This window comes from Mycobacterium sp. IS-3022, assembly GCF_001500065.1.
In the GTDB taxonomy this organism is placed as follows: domain Bacteria; phylum Actinomycetota; class Actinomycetes; order Mycobacteriales; family Mycobacteriaceae; genus Mycobacterium.
In genome coordinates this window covers 344,465-361,426 of record NZ_LQIN01000001.1, presented here as the reverse complement: position 1 = coordinate 361,426, position 16,962 = coordinate 344,465, and the positions used below count along the sequence as shown (strand labels likewise).

Annotated in this window: 14 protein-coding genes and 1 pseudogene; 14 read left to right on the top strand and 1 reads right to left on the bottom strand. The window is 65.0% G+C overall.

The window, feature by feature from the left end:
* Nucleotides 1-35 precede the first annotated feature (35 nt).
* From echA20 to ipdC, 4 genes are read left to right on the top strand one after another with little or no spacing between them, the layout of a single operon-like run.
* Nucleotides 36-794, top strand: a complete 759-nt coding sequence (gene echA20 / locus AU188_RS01740; RefSeq protein WP_059161965.1) for a (7aS)-7a-methyl-1,5-dioxo-2,3,5,6,7,7a-hexahydro-1H-indene-carboxyl-CoA hydrolase — start codon at nt 36-38, stop codon at nt 792-794.
* Nucleotides 791-1,666 (top strand): cholesterol ring-cleaving hydrolase subunit IpdA, encoded by an 876-nt coding sequence (gene ipdA, locus AU188_RS01735; protein ID WP_059161964.1) that lies wholly within the window; start codon nt 791-793, stop codon nt 1,664-1,666. Before echA20 ends, ipdA begins: the two co-directional genes overlap by 4 nt.
* Entirely contained in the window at nt 1,666-2,412 is a 747-nt protein-coding gene (gene ipdB, locus AU188_RS01730) for a cholesterol ring-cleaving hydrolase subunit IpdB (RefSeq protein WP_172799357.1), read from the top strand. Before ipdA ends, ipdB begins: the two co-directional genes overlap by 1 nt.
* On the top strand, nt 2,409-3,470 hold the full coding sequence (gene ipdC / locus AU188_RS01725) for a (3aS,4S,5R,7aS)-5-hydroxy-7a-methyl-1-oxo-octahydro-1H-indene-4-carboxyl-CoA dehydrogenase (protein ID WP_059161962.1): 1,062 nt from the start codon (nt 2,409-2,411) through the stop codon (nt 3,468-3,470). The genes ipdB and ipdC overlap by 4 nt, the downstream gene beginning before the upstream one ends.
* Nucleotides 3,471-3,479: 9 nt before the next feature.
* Here ipdC and AU188_RS01720 read toward each other — a convergent pair whose 3' ends face one another.
* Complete coding sequence (locus AU188_RS01720; protein ID WP_059161961.1) at nt 3,480-4,748, bottom strand: PucR family transcriptional regulator; 1,269 nt, start codon at nt 4,746-4,748, stop codon at nt 3,480-3,482.
* 505 nt (nt 4,749-5,253) lie between these two features.
* Between AU188_RS01720 and AU188_RS01715 the strand changes: the two genes are divergently transcribed.
* The 10 genes and pseudogenes from AU188_RS01715 to AU188_RS01670 all read left to right on the top strand — a co-directional run bounded on the left by AU188_RS01715 (nt 5,254) and on the right by AU188_RS01670 (nt 16,958).
* Entirely contained in the window at nt 5,254-6,024 is a 771-nt protein-coding gene (locus AU188_RS01715; RefSeq protein ID WP_353612106.1) for a lysophospholipid acyltransferase family protein, read from the top strand.
* Between the two features lie 243 nt (nt 6,025-6,267).
* Nucleotides 6,268-7,518, top strand: a complete 1,251-nt coding sequence (locus AU188_RS01710) for a cytochrome P450 (RefSeq protein ID WP_059162265.1) — start codon at nt 6,268-6,270, stop codon at nt 7,516-7,518.
* The gene (locus tag AU188_RS01705) at nt 7,515-8,513 is read left to right on the top strand and encodes a PDR/VanB family oxidoreductase (protein ID WP_059161959.1); all 999 of its coding nucleotides are present in this window, start codon (nt 7,515-7,517) and stop codon (nt 8,511-8,513) included. Before AU188_RS01710 ends, AU188_RS01705 begins: the two co-directional genes overlap by 4 nt.
* Nucleotides 8,510-9,553, top strand: a complete 1,044-nt coding sequence (locus AU188_RS01700; protein WP_059161958.1) for a Rieske 2Fe-2S domain-containing protein — start codon at nt 8,510-8,512, stop codon at nt 9,551-9,553. The genes AU188_RS01705 and AU188_RS01700 overlap by 4 nt, the downstream gene beginning before the upstream one ends.
* Nucleotides 9,550-11,034 carry a flavin-containing monooxygenase gene (locus AU188_RS01695; RefSeq protein WP_059161957.1) on the top strand — a complete coding sequence of 495 codons (1,485 nt, stop codon included), beginning with the start codon at nt 9,550-9,552 and terminating at the stop codon, nt 11,032-11,034. The genes AU188_RS01700 and AU188_RS01695 overlap by 4 nt, the downstream gene beginning before the upstream one ends.
* Nucleotides 11,035-11,080: 46 nt before the next feature.
* Entirely contained in the window at nt 11,081-12,616 is a 1,536-nt protein-coding gene (locus AU188_RS01690) for a succinic semialdehyde dehydrogenase (RefSeq protein WP_156426557.1), read from the top strand.
* A gap of 10 nt (nt 12,617-12,626) precedes the next feature.
* Nucleotides 12,627-14,364, top strand: a pseudogene (locus tag AU188_RS01685) (GMC oxidoreductase).
* 51 nt (nt 14,365-14,415) lie between these two features.
* Nucleotides 14,416-15,063, top strand: a complete 648-nt coding sequence (locus tag AU188_RS01680; RefSeq protein WP_059161955.1) for a SatD family protein — start codon at nt 14,416-14,418, stop codon at nt 15,061-15,063.
* The gene (locus AU188_RS01675; RefSeq protein ID WP_059161954.1) at nt 15,060-15,785 is read left to right on the top strand and encodes a hypothetical protein; all 726 of its coding nucleotides are present in this window, start codon (nt 15,060-15,062) and stop codon (nt 15,783-15,785) included. The genes AU188_RS01680 and AU188_RS01675 overlap by 4 nt, the downstream gene beginning before the upstream one ends.
* Nucleotides 15,786-15,842: 57 nt before the next feature.
* Nucleotides 15,843-16,958: an NDMA-dependent alcohol dehydrogenase gene (locus AU188_RS01670; protein WP_059161953.1), complete on the top strand. Its 1,116-nt coding sequence runs from the start codon at nt 15,843-15,845 to the stop codon at nt 16,956-16,958.
* Nucleotides 16,959-16,962 lie beyond the last annotated feature (4 nt).

Genomic DNA, 16,962 nt, shown 5'->3' with positions numbered 1-16,962 from the left:
CTACGCCGTCCCCCAGGAAGTACTCGGGAGTTTCGATGACAATCGCTCATACCATCACCGAACCGGGCATCGTCTCGGTCACCGTCGACTACCCCCCGGTCAATGCGATTCCCTCGCGCGGCTGGTTCGAACTGGCCGATGCGATCACCGCAGCGGGACGGGACCAGAGCACTCACGTCGTGATCCTGCGCGCCGAGGGTCGGGGCTTCAACGCCGGTGTCGACATCAAGGAGATGCAGAACACCGAAGGATTCACCGCGCTGATCGACGCCAACCGCGGCTGTTACGAAGCGTTTCGCGCGGTCTACGAGTGCGCCGTGCCCGTCGTCGCCGCGGTGAACGGCTTCTGCGTCGGCGGCGGTATCGGCCTGGTCGGCAACGCGGACGTCATCGTCGCCTCCGACGACGCCAAGTTCGGGCTGCCCGAGGTCGAACGCGGCGCGCTCGGCGCGGCCACCCACCTGTCGCGATTGGTGCCCCAGCACATGATGCGGCGACTGTTCTTCACTGCCGCCACCGTGGACGCGGCAACGTTGCACCACTTCGGTTCTGTGCACGAGGTGGTACCGCGCGCCGAACTCGACGGGGCCGCACTGCGGGTCGCCCGAGACATCGCCGCCAAGGACACCCGGGTCATCCGTGCGGCCAAGGAGGCGCTGAACTTCATCGACGTGCAGCGGGTGAACTCGAGCTACCGCATGGAGCAGGGCTTCACGTTCGAGTTGAACCTCGCGGGCGTCTCCGACGAGCACCGCGACGCGTTCGCCGGCACGTCCAAGGGGGAAAAGTCGTGAGCGACAAGCGAACCACGCTCGACGACGCGGTCTCGTCGATCGAAAGCGGCATGACCATCGGCATCGGCGGGTGGGGATCGCGCCGCAAGCCGATGGCGTTCGTGCGGGCGCTGCTGCGTACCGACGTCACCGACCTGACCGTTGTCGCCTACGGCGGACCCGACCTCGGGCTGTTGTGCTCGGCGGGCAAGGTCAAACGCGTCTACTACGGCTTCGTGTCGCTGGACTCGCCACCGTTCTACGACCCGTGGTTCGCCAAGGCCCGCACCAGCGGTGCGATCGAGGCGCGCGAGATGGACGAGGGCATGCTGCGGTGTGGCCTGCAGGCGGCGGCGCAGCGGCTGCCGTTCCTGCCGATCCGAGCGGGGCTCGGCAGCGACGTGCGCGCGTTCTGGGGTGAAGAGTTGAAGACCGTGACGTCGCCCTACCCGACCGGTGACGCTTACGAAGAACTCATCGCGATGCCCGCGCTGGCTCTGGATGCCGCATTCGTGCACATGAATCTCGGTGACGCACAAGGTAATGCGGCCTACACCGGTATCGACCCGTACTTCGACGACCTGTACCTGATGGCCGCCGAGCGCCGGTTCCTGTCGGTCGAGCGCGTGGTCGCGACCGAGGAGCTGGTCAAGGCCGTGCCGCCGCAGGCGCTGCTGATCAACCGGATGATGGTCGACGCCGTCGTCGAGGCCCCCAACGGCGCGCACTTCACCACCGCCGAACCGGATTACCGCCGCGACGAGAAGTTCCAGCGGCACTACGCCGAGGCGGCGGGTTCCGACGAGTCGTGGCAGCAGTTCGTACAGACCTATCTGTCGGGTACCGAGGCCGATTACCAAGCGGCCGTACGCAAGTTTGGAGAGAACAAGTGATGTCGGTATCCCGTGCCGAAGTGTGCGCCGTCGCGTGCGCCGAACTCTTCCGCGACGCCGGCGAAATCATGGTCAGCCCGATGACGACCATGGTGTCGATCGGCGCCCGGTTGGCCCGCTTGACCTTCTCCCCCGACATCCTGCTGACCGACGGTGAGGCGCGCCTGCTCGCGGACACACCCGCCGTCGGCGCCGCCGGCGCGATCGAGGGGTGGATGCCCTTCGGCCGGGTCTTCGAGACGCTGACGTGGGGTAGACGACATGTGGTCATGGGCGCCAACCAGATTGACCGCTACGGCAACCAGAATCTCTCGGCCTTCGGACCGCTGCAGCAGCCGACTCGTCAGATGTTCGGTGTGCGCGGTGCGCCGGGCAACACCATCAACCACGCCACCAGCTATTGGGTCGGCAACCACTCGAAACGGGTGTTCGGCGACTCCGTCGACGTGGTCTCGGGCATCGGCTGGGACAAGGTCGATCCGGGCAACCCGGCCTACCGGTTCGTCAACGTCTACCGGGTGGTGACCAACCTCGGCGTGTTCGACTTCAACGGCCCCGACCATCAGATGCGGGCGGTGTCGCTGCACCCCGGCGTCCAAGCGGAGCAGGTCGCCGAGAACACCTCGTTCGAGGTTCACGGACTGGACTCGGCCGTAGAGACTCGACTGCCCACCGGGAGTGAGCAGAGGTTGATCCGCGAGGTCATCGATCCGAAAAGTCTGCGGGACAAGGAAATACGGTCATGAGTAGATTGCGCACACCGTTGACCGAGCTGGTCGGTATCGACCATCCGGTGGTCCAGACCGGCATGGGCTGGGTGGCGGGTGCGCGGCTGGTCGCGGCGACCTCCAATGCCGGCGGTCTGGGGATCCTGGCGTCGGCGACCATGACGCTGGAGGAACTGCAGACCGCGGTCACCAAGGTGAAGAGCGCGACCGACAAGCCGTTCGGCATCAACATCCGCGCGGACGCGGGCGACGCCGCCGAGCGCATCGACCTGCTGATCCGCGAGGGCGTCAAGGTCGCCTCGTTCGCGTTGGCGCCCAAGCCAGATCTGATCGCCAAGCTCAAAGAGGCCGGCGTCGTGGTGATTCCGTCGGTGGGCCTGGCCAAGCACGCCAAGAAAGTGGCGGGCTGGGGCGCCGACGCGGTGATCGTGCAGGGCGGTGAAGGCGGCGGGCACACCGGGCCGATAGCGACGACGCTGTTGTTGCCCTCGGTGCTGGACGCGGTCGACATCCCGGTCGTGGCGGCCGGCGGCTTCTTCGACGGCCGCGGCCTTGCGGCGGCCTTGTCGTATGGCGCGGCGGGCGTCGCGATGGGCACTCGGTTCCTGTTGACGTCGGACTCGACGGTGCCGGACGCGGTCAAGCGGCGATACCTCGAGTCGGGGCTGGATGGCACAGTCGTCTCGACCCGCGTCGACGGAATGCCGCACCGGGTGTTGCGCACCGGTCTGGTGGAAAAGCTCGAGAGCGGATCGCGACTGCGCGGGTTCTCCGCGGCGGTGCGCAACGCGCAGAAGTTCAAGAAGATGTCGGGCATGACGTGGCGGTCGATGATCCGCGACGGCCTGGAGATGCGCCACGGCAAGGAGTTGACGTGGTCGCAGGTCGTCATGGCGGCCAATACCCCGATGCTGTTGAAGGCCGGTCTGGTCGAGGGCAACACCGACGCGGGTGTACTCGCATCTGGGCAGGTCGCGGGGATACTGGACGACCTGCCGTCGTGTGCCGAGCTGATCGAGTCGATCGTGGCAGATGCCGTCAAGCAGCTGCACGCGGCGGCCGCGTTGATCGACTGAGCCGCCGTCTCACCTCAGCACTGCAGCGCCGAACCAGTGGCTCAACAGTAAGGCGACCTCGACGTCCGATCGGTCGTCGGCAATCGGCTTACCGCGGCGCTCGATGGCGCGCTGGACGCGATACTTCACCGAGTTGAAATGCAGATGCAGCTCTTCGGCGGCGGTCGTGTAGCTGGACCCGGTTCGCATGTACACCAGCAGCGTTTCCCGAAGCCGCTCATCACTTTCCGTGGGAGATGCCAGCGGGCCGAGGATGTCGCCGATCCACGCCGACGCTGCTTCGAGGTCGTTACCCAGCAGAGCTGCCACCGAGAGGCCCGGATCACTCGCTTGGGTGAGGCGGCGTGAATCGGCACCGGCTGTGATCGCGACCTTGCGCGCATCCTGCGCCTGCTGGTGTGAACGTCGGAACCCTTTGACGCCCGGCAAGGGGTTCCCTGCTGCGATGCATGGCCCGCTGGTGGCGCCGGCCAGCTCGCGTAGACGCATGGGCGCCTTGACAGCCGCCTCCCGCGAGAGTGACATCCATCCCCACCCGGTGACGCGATCCACCGATAGGAACAACGAATGGTCCTGAGCACCGATCGACTCGGCGACGGAACGGAAGGAAGGTTCCAACGCCGCCGGTTCGGCGCCGTCCTCGGCCTCGGGACACCAGACCACGACGGCGAGGTGGATTCCTCTGAGCGAGTAGCGGATCGCAGTAGTCATCGCATCGACGTCGACACTGCCGCCGGCGAGTATCTCGCGGACCTGCGCGGTGCGCAGACTGTTTCGGTTCTCCAGCCAACGCTCACGCTCTTCCTGATAGGTGGCGATGACCCGCTGCGAAATCCAGTCGATGTATTCGAATGACGTCGCGGCCATTCGCTCGAAGACATCCAGGCTCAGGCGGGGGTCCAGGTCGGCGGCGCGGATCTCGTCGAGCACAGCCTCCAGCGCAGCCCGGTGACCCAGCCGGTAGGCACGCACGAGCGCGTCGGCAGAAATTTCGCGTTGGGACAATCGGCGGGCGTACTCCAGCGCCGCTGTCGGCGGCTCGACCTGAGTAACGGGAATACCGTGCCGGATCGCCGCAACGAACGTGTCGACGTTTCCCGAGACGGTCTCCCGCAGCAACTGCGTGAGCTGGGGGTCGCCCCCGAGCTCGGCGATCTTGGTGACCAGCAGTTGCTGGATCCGCCCAGTCACCTCGTCGAGCTTCGCGGACAGCCGGCTGACGATCAGGGCTGCATTCCTTCCGACAACAGCGTCGTCGTCGGGTGGGGGATCCGCCATGAATAGACGGTAGGTCGGCGACGATACGGCGGGGGGCGTTTGTCGGTAACAGACGAAGCCCTGCCGACACTTGGTCGGTTTTCGACGTTCACCGCAGACAGCGGTCTCCGTAACGTTCACGACGAACATGACGCCGGTGATCCAGCAAACAGTCGGCACCAAATCCACATCAGTTCCGCCCAGCGGAGAAATGAGTAAAACATGTCCTACCTCGCGCCCATCGTGATCTTTCTGTTGGTGCTCTTGCCGCTGTGGCTCCCGGCATCGATCAGCGGGTTCCACGCCATTGCCGACATCCGGCGGAAGCGTCGGGGTCCTCTGCCTGCCCACCTCGTCGCCGAATTCGCTTGATCGCGGAATCACCGCGACATCCCACGAGGACGGACATCCGACCATGACATCGTCAACCCCACCCGGCACCACAACCCTGCGGACCGTCAAAGCCCCACCGCGAACCGCATCCCAGTCCACCGTCGCTCCCGTGCGGAAACCCAACGAAGAGTTCATGCGATACGTGCAGAATCCCGTCTGGAACTTTCTGTGCGACCATTACTTTCGCCTTGAGATCGACGGCTGGCACCGGATTCCCGACGAGCCGTCACTGCTGGTCGGTATTCACTCCGGCGGTTCGCTGACCATGGACGCGTGGACCTTGGTGCACTCGTTCCATCGGCACTTCGAGGGCCGCCGTACCCTGCACGGCACCGCGCACGACGTGCTGATGTCCGCACCGCTGCTGGGCGCCTACTTCAAGGCGGTCGGCGTGATCCGCGCATCGCGCGACGGCGTCACATCCGCCTTGGCGGCGGGCCACGACGTGATCGTCTGGCCCGGCGGCGAGCAGGACGCGATGCGCAACTGGCGACATCGCGACAAGGCGGTCCTGGCCGGTCGCAAAGGTTTTGTCCGCCAGGCCATTCGGTCTGCGGTGCCGATCGTTCCGGTGGCGACCGTCGGCGGTCACGACACCGTGTTCGTGGTCTCCGAGGGTCGGTTCATCGCACGCTGGACGGGATTGGGCAAGCGCCTGCGCGGCGCGACCGCACCGATCATCGCGGGGTTCCCGTTTCCGCTCGCCGTCGAGATTCTGCCCATGCATCTGCCGCTGCCCGCGAAGATCCGCACGGAGTTGCTCGACCCGATACGAGTCGACACAGACCCGGCAGGCGCCGACGACACCGAATACGTCGACGCGATCTACGACGAGGTCGAACGCGCGATCCAGGCCGGCATGGATCGCCTGGCCAAGCGACGCAGCTTCCCGGTGCTGGGGTGAGCAAGCGATGGACCACGAGATCGAGGTCAGACCGAAAATAATTGCGGGAGAACGGTTTTGGCGTGAAGAAAACCGACCGGAGGGCGGTCTTCGGCGTTCGTCAGTTTACGCGCATCGATGCTGCCAAACAACGAAGTCGGCGCATTCAGAGGCGCACACTGGCTATCGCGAAAACTCATCAGCCCGCATATTCCCGCCTGCGTAAATAAATCAACCACTAGGTCAGCTAGCAAAGGAGTGACGATGACAATTGCGGACGTAACAAAGGTGGATTTGGACAGCGTCGACCTGGCCGATCCGGCGGTCTGGGACGACGGAGTGCCCTACGAACTGTTCAAGCGGATGCAGCGTGAAGCACCAGTGCATTTCAGTCCGCAGAACAATGCGCCGGGCGAAGGCGGCTTCTGGTCCATCACCCGCTTCGACGACGTGCGCGCCGTCAGCCGGGATCACCGAACCTTCTCCTCGGAAAAGCGCGGCATCTTTCATTTCGACGACATCGCCGAAGGTGTCCCACTGGACCTCCAGCGACTGCAGTTGATCTCCATGGACCCGCCGCGCCACGACCGACTCAAGGCGCTGGTGATCAAGGAATTCACCCCGGAGAAGATCGCCGAGCACGACGAGGACGTCAAGCAGATCATCAGCGATGTCCTCGACAGCGTCGCCGACAAAGAGCGGTTCGACTTGGTGGCCGACGTGGCGCGGCCCATCCCCGCGCGGGTGATCGGCTCGCTGCTCGGCACACCACCCGAAGACGACCAGAAGCTGGTGCATTGGACGAACGTCTTCACCGCGTTCGAGGACCCCGTCATCCGGGAGCAATGGAGTGACGCCGGCGCCGTCGTCGCCGAGATCATCGAGTACGTCAACCATCAGCTCGCGGAGCGCACCGACAGCGTGTCGGGCAGCCTGGTCAACACCATGCTCACGGCCGAGGTGGAGGGCCAGAAGCTCACCGAGCTCGAGATCGCCACGTTCTTCGTGTTGCTGATGTCCGCGGGCAACGACTCCACCCGCGCCACCTACAGCGCCACGATGCTGGAGATACTGCGTAACCCCCAGCTTCGCGACCAGCTCCGCGAAAATCCGGACCTGATCGACGCCGCAGTCGAAGAGGGGCTGCGCTGCTATCCCGCGTTCGCCTTCATGGCCCGCGCGGCAACCAAAGACACCGAGCTGCATGGCAAGACGATCAAAGAGGGTGACCGTCTGTTGCTCTGGTACATCGCTTCGAACCGCGACGAGAGCGTCTTCGAGAATCCGGACGAGTTCGACATCACCCGCGAGGGTCTCGCCGACAAGCATCAGGCCTTCGGTGGTCGCGGCAAGCACTTCTGCCTGGGCGCCAACCTCGCGCGTCTCGAGCTCAAGCTGTGGATCCAGCAGACCTTGGAACGCTTCCCGGATCTCGAATTGGACGGTGAGCCGACCCGGGTGCGAGCCCTGTTCCTCAACCAGTACAACTCGATTCCGGTGCGGAGGTCATCGTGACGACGACCGAGACGGCCCGCGCCAGACCGGCCTACCGTGAGGTCGAAATCGATGTCGAGGTTCGTCGCCGTGAAGTAGCGGCCGACGGTGTCGTGACCCTGACGCTCGCCGACCCCAGCGGCGCGGACCTGCCGGACTGGGCGCCGGGCTCGCACATCGACCTGATCATGACGCCGTCGCTGGTGCGGCAGTACTCGCTGTGCGGCGATACGGCGAATCGCTCGGAGTGGCAGGTCGGCGTGCTGCTCGACCCGAACAGCCGTGGCGGGTCCCAATTCGTCCACGACAAGCTCCACGAGGGCAGCACGGTACGGGTTCGCGGCCCGCGCAACCACTTTCCGTTGGTGAGCGCCCCACGCTACCTGTTCATCGCCGGCGGGATCGGGGTCACGCCGATGCTGCCGATGATCGGAGCGGCCGAAGCGACCGGCGCCGACTGGCGCCTGCTGTACGGCGGTCGGGAGCGATCGACGATGGCTTTCGTCGATGAGCTGGAACGCCACGGGCCGCGTGTCAGCGTATGCGCTCGGGACGTTCAGGACGGACCGAACTTCAGGGCCAGCCTCGCGACGGCGCTGTCCGATCCAGGCCAGGACACGCTGGTCTACTGCTGTGGGCCCGAGGGGTTGCTCGCCGCGGTAGAGGAGGCATGTAAGTCCTGGCCCGAGAACAGCCTGCACATCGAGCGCTTCTCGGCCAAGGCGGTGGAGGAACCGGCTAACACGCTGGCATCATTTGAAGTGGAATGCCAACGCTCGGGCGTGACTTTGACTGTGACGCAGGACAAATCGATCTACGAAGCATGTGATGAAGCAGGCGTCGACGTACTCGGCTCCTGCATGGAAGGCGTGTGCGGGACCTGCGAATGCGACATGATCGAGGGCGAGGGCGATCACCGCGACTCCGTGCTCAACGACGCCGAGAAAGCAGCGAACGAAACGATCATGATCTGCGTTTCGCGCGCCCGTTCGGAGAGGTTGGTGCTGGACCTATGAGACCGAACTACCCATTCAATTGCTGGTACGTCGCCGCGACAAGCGACGAGGTCGGCCAGGATCTGTTCTCCCGCCGCCTGCTTGGTGTTCACGTCATGCTGTACCGCCTCGGCTCAGGTGACGTCGTAGCGATGGAGGACCGCTGCGCGCACCGGGCTTATCCGCTTTCGCTCGGCTGGCGTGACGGCGACCGGGTGGTCAGCGGCTACCACGGCATGGTCTACGAACCCGACGGCCGGCTGGTCCATGTCCCGTCCCAGGAGAACGTCCCGCCGGGTGTGCGGGTGCGGACGTACCCCGTCTACGAGGAGTCGCCCTTCATCTGGGTGTGGCTCGGCGACCCCGGAGCCGCCGCACTGCGGCCACCGCCGCGGGTGCCGTGGTACTCAGCTGGAACGCGTTGGGAAAGTACCACCGAGGTGCTGCGCGTAGAGGCCAATTACTTACTGCTACAGGAGCATTATCTCGACCTCACGGATGTGTTCGTGATGCACCCGGAGGCCGTTCCTCCGGATATCGAGAGGCTGCCCCAGCTCGACGAGGTCGAGGTCTCCGAACGGTCGGTCGCCTACTCCAGATCGTTGCCATCGAGCCGGATGGCGGCATGGGAGGCCGAGATCACCGGTCTGCCCGCCGCGACGACTGGAGCACGACACGAAGAAGGGATATTCGTCTCGCCGGCTCTCCATGTGCAGCGGTACGCCATCGAGCCGGAGGGAGACCGGTCATACGACCTGTTGCGGATTCAGGGCTTCACGCCTGAATCTCCCGGCGTCACCCATGTCTTCCTGCGGATGGGCCGCAACTTCGCCACCGATGACGGCAAAGTCGGCGACTTCCTGAAGACGATGTTCCACGACTGGGCGATGCGGGATGCCGGTGTGCTCGAGACGATTCAGCGTCGGCTCGACGAGGACATCTATCCTCGCCGCGACATCAACGTGAAGGCCGACCGCGCCGCCATCCGCGCGCGCCGGATCGCCATGGAGATGGTCGACGAGGAGTCCGGCCGCTTCTTGCTGCGCGGATTGCTGTCATGACGGCAGCGATGAGCCAGCGCGGTGTGACCATCATCGGCGCCGGATTCGGCGGTGTCTGCCTTGGCATCAAACTGCGCCGGGCCGGCATCCCGTTCACCATCCTGGAGAAAGCCGACCGGGTCGGTGGCGTGTGGCGCGACAACACCTATCCCGGCGCGGCATGCGACATTCCGTCGCACCTGTACTCGTATTCCTTTGAGCCGAGCCACGACTGGTCTCGGAAGTACGGAACCCAACCCGAGATCCAGAGCTACATTGACCATTGCGCGCACAAGTACGGTGTGATGGACCACATCGAGTTCGGCCAGGAAGTGACACAGGCCGACTTCGACGAGGCGACTGGCCGGTGGACGGTGAGGACTGCGGCGGGCGACGAGTTCATCTCGCAATTCCTCGTCGCGGCCACCGGGCAGCTCAGTCTGCCTGCCGATCCGAGGTTTCCGGGCCTGGAGTCGTTCAACGGCAAGGTGTTCCATTCCGCGCGTTGGGATCACGACTACGATCTGCGGGGCAAGCACGTCGCGGTGGTCGGGAGCGGTGCGTCGGCGATCCAGTTCGTTCCTCAGATCGCCAAGCAGGTGGCGCAACTTCATGTGCTGCAACGGTCGGCACCGTATGTGCTGCCCAAGCCGGACCGCCCGTACACGCCTCTGGAGAAGTATCTGTATCGGCACTTCCCGGCGATGCTGGCCGCGAGTCGCAGCCGTCAGTACGCCTATCACGAGGCCCGGGTGCTGCCGCTGACCAAGGGCATCGGGGTCAAGGCATTCGAAAAGGTATGGGAGCGTTACTTCCACACCCAGATCGCCGACGACGAGATGCGCGAGAAATTGCGGCCGGACTACCCCATCGGCTGCAAGCGGGTACTGATCTCCAACGACTGGTACGCCGCGTTGAACCGGCCGAACGTCGAGGTGATACCGGCGGGTCTCACCGAGGTTCGGCCCGACGGGATAGTCGCTGCCGACGGCGCCGAGCGGGACGTGGACACCATCATCTTCGGTACCGGATTTGCCACCAACGACTTTCTGGCACCGATGACGATAACCGGCCGCGACGGACGCGACCTGCACAAGCTGTGGTCGGAGCGGGGCGGCGCCGAGGCGTTCCGGGGAATATCGGTGCCGGGCTTTCCGAACCTCTACATGCTCTACGGGCCCAACACCAACCTCGGGCACAACTCGATCATCTACATGTTGGAAACCCAGACCGAATACGTGCTCGAGGCACTGCGGCACGCCGCCAGCCACGGAGCCCGATGGCTCGACGTGCGTCCCGAAGCTCATCGGGAATACAACGACTCGCTTCAGGACGAGCTGAAGAAGACGGTCTGGCAGGCCGGCTGCGACAGCTGGTATGTCACCGAAGCCGGGAAGAACACCAACAACTGGCCGAGCTTCACCTTCGACTACCGCAAGAAGACCCGTTACTTCGACCCTGTCCACTACGTGACAGATACACCCGAGCAGGCGAGGAGTTGAGATGGCCGCACTACGTCTCGTGAACCGACATGATCGCAGCAGTCGGATGGCGCCTCCGTTCGATGACTTGGCCCAGTTGGTGCAGTCAACGGGTGACCGCTCCATCACGGTCACCAACGCGATGACCGGAGAACCGCTCGGGCAAGTGCCGGGTTGCACGGCCAACGACGTGGCCGTCGCGGCTGCGCGCGCCCGCGAGCTCCAGCGAGCCTGGGCCGCAAGGCCGATCGGTGAGCGCGCCGACGTGCTGATGCGTTTTCACGATCTGGTGCTGGAGCGCCAGGACGAGGTGCTCGACCTCATTCAACTCGAGAACGGCAAGGCGCGTCGACACGCGTTCGAAGAGGTGATGGACGTCTGCCTCACGGCCCGCTACTACGCGCACACCGCCGCCGACTACCTAAAGCCCAGACGCCGCCAGGGTGTGCAGTTGATGCTCACCGAGGTGTGGGAGCACCATCATCCCAAGGGCGTGGTCGGCATCGTGTCGCCGTGGAACTATCCGTTGACGCTCGGCATCAGCGACGCCCTTCCGGCACTCGTCGTGGGCAATGCGGTGCTGGCCAAACCCGATCGGCAGACACCGTTTTCGGCGCTGTGGGCCGTGCGGTTGCTTCAGGAGGCCGGGTTGCCGGCCGGCTTGGTGCAGGTTGTCACCGGCTCCGGAGCCGAACTCGGGACGCCGATCGTCGAGGAGTCCGACTTCCTGATGTTCACCGGCTCCACCGAGGTGGGGTGCGGCGTGGCCGCCGAGGCCGGCCAGCGGCTCATCGAATGCTCCATGGAACTGGGCGGCAAGAACGCGATGCTGGTCCTCGACGACGCCGATGTCGGCAAGGCGGTGAACGGCGCAGTGCGGGCGGCGTTCTCCAACACCGGTCAACTGTGCATCTCCATCGAGCGCATGTACATCCCCCGAGCGATGTGGGCGGACTTCGTCCCCAGGTTCGTGGCCACCACTGAGGCGTTGAAGCTGTCTGCCGGACTTGACTATTCGGGTGACATCGGCTCGCTGGTCTCCGAAAAGCAACTCAAGACTGTCACCTCTCATGTCGACGACGCGGTGGCCAAGGGCGCTACGGTGCTCGCCGGCGGTCGCGCGCGCCCCGACATCGGGCCGTACTTCTACGAGCCGACCATCCTGGCCGAAGTGCATGACGGCATGGACGTGTTCGCCGACGAGACGTTCGGTCCGGTCGTCTCGCTCTATCCCGTCGACACAGAAGACGAGGCGATCGAAAAGGCCAACGACAGTCCTTATGGGCTCAACTTCAGCATCTGGACGTCCAATCCCGGGCGCGGCCGGGAGGTTGCCGTTCGCCTTCAGGCCGGCACCGTCAACATCAACGAGGCGTACGCCGCCGCGTGGGGGTCGATGGACGCGCCGATGGGCGGTATGAAGGCGTCCGGTATCGGGCGGCGTCATGGCGAACACGGCATCTTGAAATACACGGAGGCGCAGACGATTGCGACAGAACGTCTCCTGCCGGTCGGGGTACCAGCCCAACTGAGCGCGAAACGTTACGCGCGGATCATGACCACCGGCCTGCGTGTTCTGCGCCGTGTTCCGGGCGTCAAGTAGGAGTACAGCGATGAGCAATGAATTCGACTACGACGTCGTGGTTATCGGCTCCGGCTTCGGCGGATCGGTGACGGCGCTGCGGCTGACCGAGAAGGGCTACCGCGTCGGCGTGCTGGAAGCCGGTCGACGCTTCACCGACGACCAGTTCGCGAAAACCAGCTGGGACATCCGCAAGTTCCTGTGGGCACCGAAGCTCGGCTGCTATGGCATCCAGCGGATTCATCTGCTGCGGGACTGCCTCATCCTGGCCGGCGCCGGTGTCGGTGGCGGCTCGCTGAACTACGCCAACACCTTGTACCAACCCTCAGGTCCGTTCTACACGGACCCTCAGTGGGCGCACATCACCGACTGGCAAGACGAACTGGCGCCGTACTACGACCAAGCCAAGCGCATGCTTGGGGTGGTTATCAACCCGGACATGACCCCGGCCGACGAGATCATGAAAGCGGTCGCCGAGGACATGGGCGTTGGCGACACGTTCGTGCAGACTCCCGTCGGCGTGTTCTTCGGCGAACCTGGTGAGACCGTCGCCGACCCGTACTTCGGCGGCGCCGGACCGGCGCGCACCGGCTGCATCGAGTGCGGCGGATGCATGACGGGCTGCCGATACGGCGCGAAGAACACGTTGGTCAAGAACTATCTGGGCCTTGCCGAAAGTGCCGGGGCCACAGTGCAGCCGCTGACCACCGTCACATCGCTGCGGCAAGCACCGGACGGTACGTGGCACGTCGACACCGTGCGCACCGGCCGGGTACTGCGCAAGAACCGCCGAACCTTCACCGCGCAGCACGTGGTGCTGGCCGCCGGCACGTGGGGGCACACAGAACCTGCTTCACAAGATGAAGGACACCGGCACGCTGCCCCGCCTGTCGGACCGGCTCGGCGTGCTCACCCGGACCAATTCCGAGTCGATCCTCGGCGCCTCGAAGTACAAGGTCGACCCGGCACTCGACCTCACTCGCGGTGTGGCGATCACCTCCTCGATCCACCCCACCAGTGACACTCACATCGAATCGGTGCGGTACAGCAAGGGCTCGAATGCGATGGCCTTTCTGCAGACCCTGATGGTTGACGGTGGCGGCCGATGGCCACGGTGGCTCAAGTTCTTGGGCGCGGCCGCGAAGAATCCGGTTGCGCTGCTGCGCGTGCTGACGGTGAAGAACTGGAGCGAGCGCACCGTGATCACCCTCGTGATGCAGAACCTGGACAACTCCATCACAACCTTCACCAAGGGCGGACTGCGCGGGCGGCATTTGTCTAGCAGGCAGGGGCACGGCAAGCCCAACCCGACCTGGATCCCTGTCGGCAACGAGGCGACGCGCAGGATCGCCGAGAAGATTCACGGCGTGTCCGCGGGAAGCTGGGGAGAGCTGTTCAACATCCCGATGACCGCGCATTTCCTGGGCGGCTGCGCCATCGGTTCCGATCCCGAGCACGGTGTCATCGACGCGTACCACCGGGTGTACGGCTACCCCACCCTCAGCGTGGTCGACGGCGCCGCGGTCTCGGCCAACCTGGGCGTCAACCCGTCGCTGACGATCACCGCGCAGGCTGAGCGTGCGGCCGCGATGTGGCCGAACAATGGTGAAGTCGATCATCGACCCGAACAAAGCCGGGGTTATCGCCGGATACCGCCCGTGACCCCGCGTAACCCGGCTGTACCGGCCTCTGCCCCTGGCGCATTGCGGCTTCCACACATCGAGATTCCTCAATTGAGAATCGCCGTTCGTGGAGAGACACGTCTGTAGCCTGCTATAGCTATTTGCTTCATTAGCGCTAAATTAAGCTATCGTCTTCATATGACTGAGGCGAAGCTAGATGCTTCATCAGTAGCCACGCTGATCGGTGATGTGGTCGGTTCACGCCGTGTCGCCGACCGTGCTGCCGCGCACCGCGCGATCAACAAGGCGCTCGCCGATGTGGCCGCTGGCGCGATCGATCCGCCCGCGTTCACCGTCGGCGACGAATTTCAGGGCACCTTTCCGACGGTCGGCGAGGCGGTCGACGCGGCTTTGGCCATCCGGCTGGCCGTCGCGCCCGGTATCGACGTCCGATTCGGAATCGGGTGGGGCGCGGTGACAGTACTGGACTCCGTCGCCGGCATCCAGGACGGTCCGGGCTGGTGGGCGGCCCGTGAGGCGATCGAGTGGACCGCAACCGCACAGCGACAGCCGGGGTTGGCGTCGGTGCGGACGTCGTTCCGGGCGGCCGCCGACACCAGGTCGGACGGCGACGCCATCAACGCCGCGCTGTTGTGTCGGGACCATCTGCTTGGATCGCTCGATGACCGCTCATTACGGATTGTGAAGGGCCTGTTGACCGATCAGACGAAGAAGGACATCGCCGCCGCCGAGGGAGTCAGCGCGTCGGCGGTGTCCCAACGTGCGGGCCGCGATGGGTTGGATCTGATCGTGGTGGCGTCGCGACTTCTGCGAGGTGTGCCGTGAGCGCGGTCGCGGTGATGCTGATCGCAATGGGTGTCGCCGACGTCGTTCGGCGGATGACCTCGCGGGTATGGGTGCCCGCGGCGGTCGCGCCGGCCGTGGTGGTCGCCTGCGCGGCACTGACCGGGCTCTGGCACTTGGGCGACATCGTGCTGTTGACCGTCGCGGCGTTGGCAAGTGTGGGCTGGGTGGTGCTTTGCGCCCGCGCCGAGGTCTCGGGACATGGTCAACTCGCCCCGCTGGTGGTGTTCGGCATGGCGCTGTCGGTGTTGATCATCCTGGCCGGCTGGGACTCTCATGTCTCCGGGGTCATGGCGCGTTGGCCGCCATGGGTGGGACTGACAGTGTCCGGAGACAGGCTGCTGATGATCATCGGCGTCATGCTCATGCAGCTGGTGACGGGCAACCAGTTGGTGCGGCTGGTGCTCGGCTCGGTCGGGGCGGTCAAGCCGGCGGGCGAACCGCAGCCATCGGACCGCCTCAAGGGCGGCCGACTCCTCGGGCCGATGGAGCGTGTGCTGATTCTCGGGCTCGGACTGGCCGGTCAGCTCGCAGCGGCCACGGCCGTCGTCGCCGCCAAGAGCATCATCCGGTTCCCGGAGATCAACGCGCAAAAGGCCCGCGAGAACGGCGGTATCGGGATCGACGAGGTCACCGAGTACTTCCTCGTCGGCAGCTTCGCCAGCTGGATCGTGGCACTGGGCGGCCTTGCTCTCGCGCACTAAACAGTAAGGCTTTCGATTCTGCCGAATTCGGACCGTGGCTTTCCTACACTCGCGGCCATGAAGACGAACGCCGCCGTGCTGTGGGGACTCAACGAGCCTTGGAGCATCGAGGAGATCGACCTCGACGGGCCCAAGGAAGGTGAGGTCCTCGTCTCGTTCGAGGCCACCGGGCTGTGCCATTCGGACCACCACGTCGTCACCGGGGATTTCGCCGGTGTGCCGCTGCCGATCATCGGCGGACATGAAGGTGCCGGCATTGTCGCCGACGTCGGACCGGGAGTGCGCGATCTCAAGGTCGGCGACCACGTGGTCACCTCGTTCCTGCCTGCGTGCGGACGCTGCCGCTGGTGTGCCAGCGGGCATCAGAACCTGTGCGATCTCGGCGCCTTGATCCTGGTGGGACTGCAGGCCGACGGTACCTACCGGCGCAAGGTCCAAGGTAAAGACGTCGGCATCCTGTCGGGTGTCGGTAGCTTCTCCGAGTACGGCACGCTGTCGGAGGCCTCGGTCGTCAAGGTCGACGATGATCTGCCGCTTGCTCGGGCGTGCCTGTTGGGCTGCGGTGTGATGACCGGGTGGGGCTCGGCGGTCAACACGGCCGACGTCAGCCCGGGCGACACGGTGGTGATCATCGGCTGCGGCGGCATCGGCAGCGGCGCGATCCAGGGCGCGCGATTGGCGGGCGCGGAGCACATCGTCGTCGTGGACATCGTCGAATCCAAGCGGGACAAGGCATTTGAGTTCGGTGCCACGCATTTCGTCACCTCGATGGAGGAGGCCATGGCGTTGGTCGGTGAGCTGACCCGCGGCGTGATGGCGGATTCCGCGCTGTTGACGATGGGGGTGCTCGAGGGCCGGATGATCGACGAGGCGCTCAACGTCATACGCAAGGGCGGTGCGGTGGTGATGACTGCCATCGCGTCGATGGCCGACGTGACGCCGACGCTGTCGATGGCGATGATGACGCTGTTCCAGAAGCGGCTACTGGGCAGCCTGTACGGTGAGGCCAACCCGCGCGCCGACATCCCGCGGCTGCTCAATCTCTACCGCGACGGCAAGCTGCTGCTCGACGAAACCGTCACGGCCGAATACAAACTCAACGACATCAACGAGGGCTACGACGACATGCTCGCCGGCCGAAACATCCGCGGCGTGATCATCCACGACCACTGAAATT

What these genes read in the sequence shown, in the direction of transcription:
- echA20 (WP_059161965.1), top strand. Translation starts at nt 36, where the DNA reads ATGACAATCGCTCATACCATCACCGAACCGGGCATCGTCTCGGTCACC.
- ipdB (WP_172799357.1), top strand. Translation starts at nt 1,666, where the DNA reads ATGTCGGTATCCCGTGCCGAAGTGTGCGCCGTCGCGTGCGCCGAACTC.
- ipdC (WP_059161962.1), top strand. Translation starts at nt 2,409, where the DNA reads ATGAGTAGATTGCGCACACCGTTGACCGAGCTGGTCGGTATCGACCAT.
- AU188_RS01720 (WP_059161961.1), bottom strand. Translation starts at nt 4,748, where the DNA reads ATGGCGGATCCCCCACCCGACGACGACGCTGTTGTCGGAAGGAATGCA.
- AU188_RS01715 (WP_353612106.1), top strand. Translation starts at nt 5,254, where the DNA reads ATGCGATACGTGCAGAATCCCGTCTGGAACTTTCTGTGCGACCATTAC.
- AU188_RS01710 (WP_059162265.1), top strand. Translation starts at nt 6,268, where the DNA reads ATGACAATTGCGGACGTAACAAAGGTGGATTTGGACAGCGTCGACCTG.
- AU188_RS01700 (WP_059161958.1), top strand. Translation starts at nt 8,510, where the DNA reads ATGAGACCGAACTACCCATTCAATTGCTGGTACGTCGCCGCGACAAGC.
- AU188_RS01695 (WP_059161957.1), top strand. Translation starts at nt 9,550, where the DNA reads ATGACGGCAGCGATGAGCCAGCGCGGTGTGACCATCATCGGCGCCGGA.
- AU188_RS01690 (WP_156426557.1), top strand. Translation starts at nt 11,081, where the DNA reads ATGGCGCCTCCGTTCGATGACTTGGCCCAGTTGGTGCAGTCAACGGGT.
- AU188_RS01680 (WP_059161955.1), top strand. Translation starts at nt 14,416, where the DNA reads ATGACTGAGGCGAAGCTAGATGCTTCATCAGTAGCCACGCTGATCGGT.
- AU188_RS01670 (WP_059161953.1), top strand. Translation starts at nt 15,843, where the DNA reads ATGAAGACGAACGCCGCCGTGCTGTGGGGACTCAACGAGCCTTGGAGC.